Origin of the sequence: Parafrankia sp. FMc2 (assembly GCF_041008525.1) — a bacterium.
Taxonomy (GTDB): Bacteria; Actinomycetota; Actinomycetes; order Frankiales; family Frankiaceae; genus Parafrankia.
On the sequence record NZ_JBFLUG010000190.1, the window covers coordinates 1 to 10870 of the forward strand.

Sequence of the window (10870 nt, forward strand, 5' to 3'; positions counted from 1 at the left end):
GGATCTGGTGGCCGTTGGCGCGGGCGTCGGAGAGGCGTTCGAGGAGGAGGAGGCCGGCGCCTTCGCCCCAGCCGGTGCCGTCGGCGGCGTCGGCGAAGGCCTTGCAGCGGCCGTCGGGTGACAGGCCCCGCTGCCGGCTGAACTCCGTGAAGATCCCCGGACTGCCGATCACGGTGACGCCGCCGGCCAGCGCCAGGGTGCACTCGCCGCTGCGCAGGGCCTGGGCGGCCAGGTGCACGGCGACCAGGGATGAGGAGCAGGCGGTGTCGATCGTGACCGCCGGGCCCTCCAGTCCGAAGGTGTAGGAGAGCCGGCCCGAGGCCACACTCGTCGTGCTGCCGGCGAGGAAGTAGCCCTCGTAACCGGCGGGCATGGCGAGAGCCCGCGGACCGTAGTCCTGCGAGATGACGCCGGCGAACACGCCGGTGCGGCTGCCGCGCAGCGACGTCGGGTCGATCCCGGCCCGTTCGAACGTCTCCCAGGCGACCTCCAGCAGCAGCCGCTGCTGCGGGTCGGTCGCCGCGGCCTCGCGCGGCGAGATGCCGAAGAACTCGGCGTCGAAGTCACCGGCGTCGTGCAGGAACCCGCCCTCCCGGGCGTAGGTCCGCAGCGGCAGGCCGGGCTCCGGGTCGTAGAGGCCGTCGAGATCCCAGCCGCGGTCGGTCGGGAACCCGGTGATCGCGTCCTGACCGGACACCAGCAGGTCCCACAGGTCCTCGGGCGAGGCCACCCCGCCCGGGAACCGGCAGCCGATGGCGACGACGGCGATCGGCTCGTCCACGTCGCCGCCCACTCGGGACGCTGTCCGCGCCCCGGCGGCCGCTGCCGGCTCCGACCCGTCCCGGCTGGCCAGTCCGTCCAGCTCGGACCGCAGGAAACCGGCGAGGGCGGCGGGAGTCGGGTAGTCGAAGACCAGGGTCGCCGGCAGTACCAGCGAGGTCTGCGCACCGAGCCGGTTGCGCAGCTCCACCGCGGCGAGCGAGTCGAACCCGAGACTGCTGAACGCCCGGTCGGGCGCGACCGCGTCCCCGCTGGCGTGGTTGAGGATCGCCGCGACCGCGGCCCGGACCAGATCGAGCAGGATGCGGGCGCGTTCCGCGTCGTTCGCCGCGGCGAGCCGGCGGGCCAGCGCGCCGTCCCGGCGGCGGGAGCCGCGGCGTGCGGCGGCGGCCGGGACGAGCGAGCGCAGGATCGCCGGGAACGGCTCGCCCGACGCCTCGGCGCCGCGGGCACGGGCGGCCAGCGCCGGCAGGTCGAGCCCGGCCGGGACGAGGGTGGCGTGGCCGCTGGCGAGCGCGGCGTCGAGGAGCGCCAGGCCCTCGTCGACGCTGATCGGGACCACGCCGTAGCGGCTGATCCTCGACCGGTCCACCGTGCTCAGCGCGGCGTCCATCCCGTCGCCGGTGTTCCACAGGCCCCAGGCGAGGCTGGTGGCGGGGAGGCCTCCGGCCTGGCGGTGGTGGGCGAGGGCGTCGAGGTAGGTGTTGGCGGCGGCGTAGTTGGCCTGGCCGGCGGTGCCGAGGGTCCCGGCGAGGGACGAGTACAGGACGAACGCGCCCAGCGGCTGGTCGAGCGTCGCCCGGTGCAGGTTCCAGGCGGCGTCGACCTTCGGCTGGAGGACGCTGTGCAGCTGGGTCGGTGTCAGGGCCACCAGCGTGGCGTCGTCCAGCACGCCCGCGGTGTGCACGACCGCGGTGAGCGGGTGGGCGGCGGGAACGTCCGCGACCAGCTGTCGGGCGGCAGCCTGGTCGGTGAGGTCCGCGGCGATGATCCAGACGTCGGCGCCCAGCGCGGTGAGCTCGGCGGCGAGGTCGTCCGCACCGGGGGCGGCCGGGCCACGGCGGCTGACGAGCACGAGGCGGCGGGCCCCGTGGTGGGTGACGAGGTGGCGGGCCGTGAGGGCGCCGAGGGTGCCGGTCCCGCCAGTGATCAGCACCGTCCCCGCCGGGTCCAGCCCAGCCCTGGCCGGCTCGCTCGGCACCGGGCTGGCCGCGGCGGTGGCCGTGACCGTGACCAGTCGGGGCACGAGCACGCCGCCGCGGCGGATCGCGAGCTGCGGCTCGTCCGCGCCGAGCCCGTGCACCAGGGCTGTGTACACGGCGTCGTCGGGGAGGGTGGTCTCCGCCGCGGCGTCGCCCGCGGTTGTCGATGAGCCGTCCAGGTCCAGCAGGACGAACCGGCCGGGATGTTCCGCCTGTGCCGAGCGGACCAGCCCCCACAGCGGCGCGTGTGTCAGATCGGCCCCGGCTGCCGGGTCGGCGCCAGGCGCGGCCTGGCGGGTGACGACGACCAGCCGGGCGGCGGTGAGCCGCTCGTCGGCCAGCCACTCCTGCACCACCTCGAGCGCGCGCTCGGCCTCCCGGCGCGCCGCCTGCGGACCGTCGTCGGCCGCGCCGCCGACCGCGCCGTCGGCAGGGCCGTCGACGAAGCCGGCGACCACCTGGCCGGGCGTCGCCGCGCCGTCCGCCAGCGCCTGCCGCAGCGCGGCGAGGTTCGGGTAGCCGGTCACGGGGTGGAGCCAGGCGCCCTCGCCGGCGGTCAGACCCAGCACGTCGGCGCCGACCACCGCCCACGGCCCGGTCTCGGTGGACGTCCGCGCCGCCGCACCCGGGGTGGGCAGGGAGACCCAGTCCGTCCGGAACAGCGGGCGGCTGCCGGCCGCGGGGGCCCGCAGCGCGTCCGCGGTGAACGGCGCGACCGTCAGCCTGTCGGCCGCGGCGACCGGTGCGCCGTCGGCGTCCTGGATCGTCAGCGCGTAGCTCCGCGCGCCGATGGGCGGCGCCGGGCTCGCGGTGGACGTCGTGGAGCCGGCTGGCGGCGCGTCCGCCGGGTTCCCGGCCTCGTCGGAGTCCTCGAGGCGGCGCAGCCGGACCCGCAGGGTGTCCCCTCCGGACCCCCCTCCGGACGCCACCAGGCGCACGCCGGTCAGCGCGACGAGATCACCGGCCCGGTCGAGTCCGGTCAGCAGCGGGTGGAGCACGGTGTCCAGCAGCGTGGGGTGCAGGCCGTACCCGGCCGTCGGAGCACCGCCGCGAGCATCGGTCTCGGTCTCCTGGACGGTGGCGATCTCCGCGTACCAGGTGTCCGCGCTCGCCCACGCCGACCGCAGGCCGCCGAACGAGGCCCCCAGGCCGTAGCCGAGGGCGGCGAGCCGCTCGTACAGCTCGTCCACGTCGACGGCGGCTGCGTCGGGCGGCGGCCAGGCCAGCGCGTCGTCGGCCTCCCCGGTGGTGTCGCCCTCCCCGGTGGTGTCGCCGGCCGCGGAGACGGTGACCGCCGTCGCGTGGGTCCGCCAGCCCGGCGCGGCGACGTCCTCGCTGCCCGCCGGGACCACCGGGCGGCTGTGCAGGCGGACCACGCGCCGGCCGGAATCGTCCGGATGGGCGAGACTCACCTGAAGGTCCACCGACCCGCCGGGCGGCAGCACGAGCGGGGCCTCGGCGGTGAACGACTCCAGCCGGGCCGCGGCGGCGGTGCCCGCGCCCGTGACGTGCAGGGCCAGGTCGACCAGGGCCGCCGCCGGCACCGTGACGACTCCGCCCACCACGTGGTCGGCGAGCCAGGGCTGCTCGCCGGCGGAGAGCCGGCCGGTGAACAGCACGCCGTCGGTGTCGGCGAGGGTCGTGGTCGCGCCGAGCAGCGGATGGCCGGGGGCGCGCAGGCCGAGGCGGGTCACGTCGCCGGCGTCCGCCGGAGCGTCCAGCCAGTAGCGGCGGTGCTGGAAGGCGTACGTCGGCAGCTCGAACCCGGTCCCGGCGCGGCCGGCGAACAACGGTGTCAGATCCACCCGGTCGCCACGGACGTGCAACTGCGCCAGCGCGGTGACCACGCCCGTCGCCTCGTCCCGGCCGCGGCGTGCGGTCGCGACGAGGTGCGGATCCGCACCCGCGCCGCCCGCCCGTGCGGTGCCGCCCTCCTCCACGGTGCTCTCCGCCGGGGTGGCGGTGCGCTCCAGAACGCCGCGGTGTTCCAGGGTGGCGCGGGTCAGGCCGGTGAGCGTGGCGTCCGGCCCGAGCTCGAGGAAGGTCGTGACGCCGAGCCCGTGGAGTGTCTCGATGCCCTGGTGGAACCGCACGGCCTGGCGGATGTGGCGCACCCAGTACGCGGGGGTCGCGATCTCCGCCGGCACCGCGAGCACGCCCGTCAGGTTGGAGACGACGGGAGTGGTCGGCGCGGTGTAGTCGACCGTCGCCGCGATGGCCGCGAAGGCGTCCAGGACGGCATCGGTGTGCGGGGAGTGGAACGCGCCGGAGACCGTGAGCCGGCGGGTCCGCCCGCCGCGGTCCCGCCACGCCTGCTCGACGGCGGCCAGGGCGTCGGCGTCACCGGAGACGACGGTGGACGTCGGCGTGTTCGTCGCGGCGATCGCGAGGCGGTCGGTGTGGCCGGTCAGCAACGCGGTGATGTCGGGCTCGGGGCCGTCGAACGAGGCCATCGCGCCGCCCGCGGGCAGCGTCTGCATGAGCCGGGCGCGGGCGGTGACCAGGCGCGCGGCGTCGTCGAGGGTGAACACGCCGGCCAGATGGGCGGCGGTGATCTCCCCCAGCGAGTGGCCGGCGAGGTAGTCGGCCCGCACGCCGTGCGCGGTCACCAGCCGGTACAGGGCCACCTTGTACGCGAACAGGGCCGGTTGCGTGTAGAGCGTCTGGTGGACGAGCGCGGCGGTGTCGCTGTCAGGGTCGGCGGTCAGCACCTCGCTCAGCGAGGGCTGGGCGGCTGCGCCGGCCCGGCCCGGGTCCTGCCCCAGGTGTGCGTCGAGGGCGGCGATCGCGGCGCCGAACGCCTCGGCGAAGACGGGGAACGCGTCGGCCAGCTGGCGGCCCATGCCCGGGCGCTGGCTGCCCTGGCCGGTGAACAGCAGCGCCGTTCTTCCCGGCCGGCGGACTGTTCCCGCCACAGCGCCGGGGCCGCCCACCACGGCGGCCGGTGCGCCGTCGGGGGCCTGGTCCACCTCGCCGGCGGCCTGGTCCGCGTCGTCGGCGAAGGCGCGCAGCCGGTCGAGAGCCGCGCCGAGATCGTCCGCGACGATCACTGCCCGGTGGTCCAGCTGGGCACGTGAGGTGGCCAGCGCGAACCCCACATCCCGGGCATCCACCACGCCCCCGGCCGCTGCGGGGTCGGCGAGACGGTCGGCGAGGTGGCTGGCAAGCGCGGCGGCCTGCGCGCCGAGCGCCTGCGGGGTGCGGGCGGACAGCGGCCAGGCCACCGGCCCGGTGCTGCCGGTGCCGCCGTGCACGCTGTCGGCGCCGGCACCACCGTTGACGGCGGTGGTGCCGTCCTCCTCCACAGGAGTCGGGGCCTGCTCGACGATGACGTGGGCGTTGGTGCCGCTGATGCCGAAGGCGGAGACGGCGGCGCGGCGGGGCCGGTCGACGTCGGGCCAGGGGCGGGTGTCGGTGAGCAGGCGGACGTGGCCGGCGGTCCAGTCGACGTGGCTGCTGGGCTGGTCGACGTGCAGGGTGGCGGGCAGGACCGCGTGCTCGAGGGCCTGGACCATCTTGATGATGCCCGCGACGCCCGCCGCCGCCTGGGAGTGGCCGATGTTCGACTTGACCGAGCCGAGGTAGAGCGGCCGGTCGTCCGGTCGTTCCTGCCCGTAGGCGGCGAGCAGGGCATGCGCCTCGATCGGGTCGCCGAGGGCGGTGCCGGTGCCGTGCGCCTCCACCGCGTCGACGTCCGCCGGGCCGAGCCGGGCGGAGGCGAGCGCGGCCCGGATGACCCGCTGCTGGGACGGGCCGTTCGGGGCGGTGAGCTGGCTGGAGGCGCCGTCCTGGTTGACCGCGGAGCCGCGCAGGACGCCGAGGATGCGGTGGCCGTTCGCGCGGGCGTCGGAGAGCTTCTCCAGGAGCAGCAGGCCGGCGCCCTCACCCCAGCCGGTGCCGTCGGCGGAGTCCGCGAAGGCCTTGCAGCGACCGTCGGGGGACAGCCCGCGCTGGCGGCTGAACTCGACGAACACGGCCGGGCTCGCGAGAACGGTGACCCCGCCGGCGAGCGCCAGCGAGCACTCCCCGGCCCGCAGCGCCTGCATGGCCAGGTGGACGGCGACCAGCGACGACGAGCACGCGGTGTCGACGGTGACCGCGGGCCCTTCCAGACCGAGGCTGTAGGAGACCCGGCCGGACGCGACGCTGCCCGCGCTCCCGCTGCCGATGTACCCCTCGAACCCGCTCGGAGCGCGGTGCAGCAGCCGGCCGCCGTAGTCGCCGTACATGACTCCGGCGAACACCCCGGTGCGGCTGCCGCGCAGCGCCACCGGGTCGATGCCGGCGCGTTCGAAGGTCTCCCAGGCGATCTCCAGCAGCAGCCGCTGCTGCGGGTCGGTGGCGGCGGCCTCCCGCGGCGACATGCCGAAGAAGTCGGCGTCGAAGTCCGCCGCGCTCTCCAGGAAGCCGCCGGTACGCGCGTAGGACGTCCCGGTGTGGTCGGGGTCCGGATGGTAGAGCGCGTCGACGTCCCAGCCACGGTCGGTCGGGAACGGGCTGATCGCATCGGTTCCGGTCGTCACCAGCCGCCACAGGTCCTCGGGTGAGCGCACCCCGCCCGGGTAGCGGCAGGCCATCCCGACGATCGCCACGGGCTCGACCCGCCCGGCCTCGACCTCCGAAAGGCGCTGCCGGGTGCGGGCGAGGTCCGCGGTGACCTTCTTCAGGAAGTCCCGCAGTTTCGCTTCGTTCGCCACGTCAACAGATCCCTTCAGGAGATGCCGAGATCGGACTCGATGAAGTCGAAGATCTCGTCATCGGTCGCCTCGTCGAACCGGTCGTCGAAGGACGTCGGGTCGGCGGCAGAGGAGTGGTCGGTGGTGGTGTGGTCGTCGGCGCCGATCCGGGCGAGCAGCACCTGCAACCGGCCGGCCAGCCGGGCCCGGGCCTCGGGATCGGCCGAGATCATCGGGATCACGGCCTCCAGGCGGGTCAGCTCGGCCGTGTAGAGGCCGTCGCCCGGGGAGCCGATGTCCGCCGCCAGCACCTCGTGCAGGTGGGTGGCGAGGGACAGCGGAGTCGGGTGGTCGAAGATGACGGTGGTCGGCAGCCGCAGGCCGGTGCGCTGGCCGAGCTGGTTGCGCAGCTCGAGCGCGGTGAGCGAGTCCAGACCCAGGTGGGAGAAGCCCCGGTCGACCGGGACGGCGTCCACACCGGGATGCCCGAGCACCGTGGCGGTCAGCTCCCGCACCACCGTGAGCACCCGCTCCTCGCGGTCGTCGGCCGGCAGCGCGGCGAGCTCGTCCAGCAGCCTCGCCGCGGGGCGCAGTCCTGCCTCCTCCCCGGCCGCCGCGCGGTGCCCGGCGGTTGCCGGCACGAGTCCACGCAGGATGGCCGGCAGCGTGCCGGTGACCGTCCCGTTGAACGTGCCGCCGCTGGCCGCACCGCCGGCGGCACGCGCCCGGAGCGCGGCGAGGTCGAAGCGTGCCGGGACGAGGACCGGTTGCGGCGACCGCAGTGCGGCGTCGAGCAGCGCGAGCCCCTCGTCGACGCCGACGGGGTGTACCCCGAGCCGGGCGATCCGGGACCGGTCGGCGGCGCTCAGGGCCGCGTCCATGCCGTCGTCGGTGGCCCAGAGTCCCCAGGCGAGGCTGGTGGCGGGTTGGCCGTGGGTGTGCCGGTGGTGGGCGAGGGCGTCGAGGTAGGTGTTGGCGGCGGCGTAGTTGGCCTGGCCCGCCGTCCCGAGGACGCCGGCGAGGGAGGAGTAGAGGACGAACGCGGCCAGGGGGTGGTCGAGGGTGGCCTGATGCAGGTTCCAGGCCGCGTCGATCTTCGGTCGGAGGACGGCGTCGAACTGGTCGGCGGAAAGGCCGGCCAGGGTGCCGTCCCGCAGGACGCCGGCGGTGTGGATGACGGCGGTGAGGGGCCGCTCGGCGGGAACCGCGCCGACGAGCGCTTGGGTCGCCGCCGGATCGGTCAGATCCGCCGCGACGATCTGGGCGTGGGCGCCGAGGGCGGCCAGGTCGGCGGCGAGCGCGGCGGCACCTGGGGCGTCGGGTCCGCGCCGGCTGACCAGCAGCAGGTTGCGCACGCCATGTGCGGCCACCAGGTGGCGGGCGGTCAGCGCGCCGAGGGTGCCGGTGCCGCCGGTGACGAGCACCGTTCCCGCCGGGTCCAGGGGCCGGGCCGGCGATGTCGGGAGCGGCGTGGCCTCCGACGGGATGACGCGGACCAGCCGGGGGAGGTGGCCCCGGCCGTGCCGCAGCACGACCTGGGGCTCGTCGGCCTGCAGCGCGCGCAGCACCACGGCGGGCACGGCCAGGTGCGACGCCAGCGCACGGTCACAGTCCACCAGCAGGAACCGGCCCGGGTACTCCGCCTGCGCCGACCGCACGAGCCCCCACACCCCGGCGCGGGTGAGATCGTCGGGACCGGCGTCGCCGGGCAGGTCCGTCCCGACGGCGCCCTGGGTGACCAGCGCCAGCCGCGATCCGGCCAGCCGCTCGTCGGCGAGCCAGCCGCGCAGCAGCTCCAGCGTGTCCCGCACGGCGGCGTGCGCCGCCGCGGCGGCATCGGGCCCGTCTCCGGCCTCGGCCGCGATCACCGGTGCCAGGACGATGTCGGGTACGCCGTCGCCGTCGCCCAGCGCCGCCTGCAGCGCGGCGAGGTCCGGGTACAGCTGCACGTCGGCACGGGCCGCGCCGGCCGGAGTCCCGTTCGCCGTCGTCTCGGACGTCACATCCGTGTCATGGGTCCCGGTCTCGTGGGCGGCGGCCGGGGCCTCGCTGGTGGGCGTGGCCTCACTGGTGGGCGGGTCGACCGGCAGGGGCTCGGTGCCGACGAAGGCCCACGACCGGGCCTGCGGCGGCCCGTCGTCCGCCAGCTCCTGCCAGGTCGTCCGGAACAGGGAGCGACTCACGTCCCGGGCCGTCCCGACCAGCGCGTGCGGATCGACCGAGCTCACGGTGAGGGCCTCGACGGTCACCAGCGGCAGGCCCGCATCGTCCAGGACCCGGAGCCGAACCGTGCCCGGGTCGCTGTCGGCCGTCGAGAGGATCACCCGCAGCGGTCCGGCCGGCACGGGGGCGTGCGATGTCACCCCGCTCCAGCTGACCGGCACGGCGACCGTGCCGTCACCTTCCGCGCTGTCACCGCCCGAGCTGTCACCGCCCGCGTCGAGCGCGATGGTGTGCAGTGCGGCGTCCAGCAAGGCCGGGTGCAGCAGGAAGCCGTCCGGGGCGGTGGCCAGCTGCTCGGGCGGGCTGATCTCGGCGAAGACGGCGCCGTCGGCTCGCCAGGCGGCCCGCAGACCGCCGAACGCCGGCCCGTAGCCGTAGTCCGCGTCCGCGAGCCGGGCATAGAGGTGGTCCAGGTCGATCGGCGCGGCGTCCGCTGGCCGCCAGGCGACCGGACCGGCCGACCGGCCCGTCTCCGGCCCGGTGACGGATGCGTCGGTGGACGTGACAGTGCCCGAGGCGTGCCGCCGCCAGCCGCGGACCGCGCTGTCAGCGTCGTCCGTGCTGCCGGTGCTGCCGGTGCCCGCGGCGTCGCCGTCGACATCGTCGTGTCGCGAGTGGATCGTCAGCGTGCGCCGGTCGGAGCCCTCCTCGCCGGTCAGCGCGACCTGCACACGCACCGCGCCGGTAGACGCCAGGACGATGGGCGCTTCGAGGATCAGGTCCTCGACCTGCGGGTATCCGGCGATGGCGCCGGCGCCGCGGGCCAGTTCCAGCAGTGCCGTCCCGGGCACCAGGACCGTCCCGGCGATTGCGTGGTCGGCCAGCCACGGTTGTGCCCGCAGCGACAGGCTCCCGGTGAACAGGGTGGAGACGCCGTCCGGCAGGGACACCGCGGCGGCCACCAGCGGATGCCCGGTGGCTGCGAGGCCGGCCGCGGCCAGGTCGCCGGTGCCGGCGGGTACGTCCAGCCAGTAGCGGCGGCGCTGGAACGGGTAGGTCGGCAGCGTGACGCGCGGCGCCGCCGGCAGGACCGCCGCCCAGTCGACCGCCCGCCCGGCCACATGCAGCTGGGCGAGGGCGGTGAGCAACGCGGCGGCTTCGCCGCGGCTGCGGCGCTGCGTGCTGACGGCCGTGCCCGCCTCGCCAGCCGCCCCCGCCTCGCCAGCCGTGCCCGCCCCGACGAGCGCGCCTGCGTCCGACAGGTGATCGAGGGTGGCGTGGGTGAGGGCGGTGAGGGTGCTGTCGGGCCCGATCTCCAGGAAGGTGGTGACGCCGAGGGTGTGGAGGGTCTGGATGCCCTGGTGGTAGCGGACGGTGCCGCGTAGGTGTCGGACCCAGTAGTCGGGGGTGGTGATGTCGGTGGGGTTGGCGAGGGTGCCGGTGAGGGTGGAGACGAGGGGGATTCTCGGGGTTTGGTACTGGATGGTTCTGGCGGTGGTGGCAAAGTCGTCGAGGAGTGTGTCGGTGTGGGGGGAGTGGAAGGCGCCGGAGACGGTGAGTCGGCGGGTGCGGATGCCCGCCTCGCGGGCTGCCTGCTCGATCTGGTCGATGACGGTGGCGGAGCCGGACAGGACGGTTGCCCGTGGGCTGTTCGTCGCGGCGACGGAGACCTCGGCCTCGTGCCCGGCGAGGAGCTCCAGGGCCCGCTCCTCGGTGGTGCGAACGGAGAGCATGGCGCCGTCGGTGGGGAGTTTCTGCATGAGGGTGGCGCGGGCGGTGACGAGCCGGGCGGCGTCGTCGAGGGTGAGGATGCCGGCGAGGTGGGCGGCGGTGATTTCGCCGAGGGAGTGGCCGGTGAGGTGGTGGGGGTGGATGCCGAGGGAGGTGATGAGGTGGTGGAGGGCGACCTGGAAGGCGAAGAGGGCGGGTTGGGTGTAGCGGGTCTGGTGGATGAGGGTGGCGAGGTCGGGGTGGGTGTGGGGGTTGGCGGGGAGGACGTGGAGAAGGCGGGGGGGGGCTTGTCTATTGTACTCATTTGTGTGTTGGGTA

At 75.7% G+C, this 10870-nt stretch carries 2 protein-coding genes; both read right to left on the reverse strand.

The genetic code is table 11. The annotated features are described in order from the left end of the window. A partial coding sequence (locus AB1460_RS33175) for a type I polyketide synthase (RefSeq protein WP_368966177.1) occupies positions 1-6679 on the reverse strand: 6679 nt, incomplete at its 3' end. Positions 6680-6693: 14 nt separating this feature from the next. Further along, positions 6694-10773 carry an SDR family NAD(P)-dependent oxidoreductase gene (locus AB1460_RS33180; RefSeq protein WP_368966179.1) on the reverse strand — a complete coding sequence of 1360 codons (4080 nt, stop codon included), beginning with the start codon at positions 10771-10773 and terminating at the stop codon, positions 6694-6696. Positions 10774-10870 lie beyond the last annotated feature (97 nt).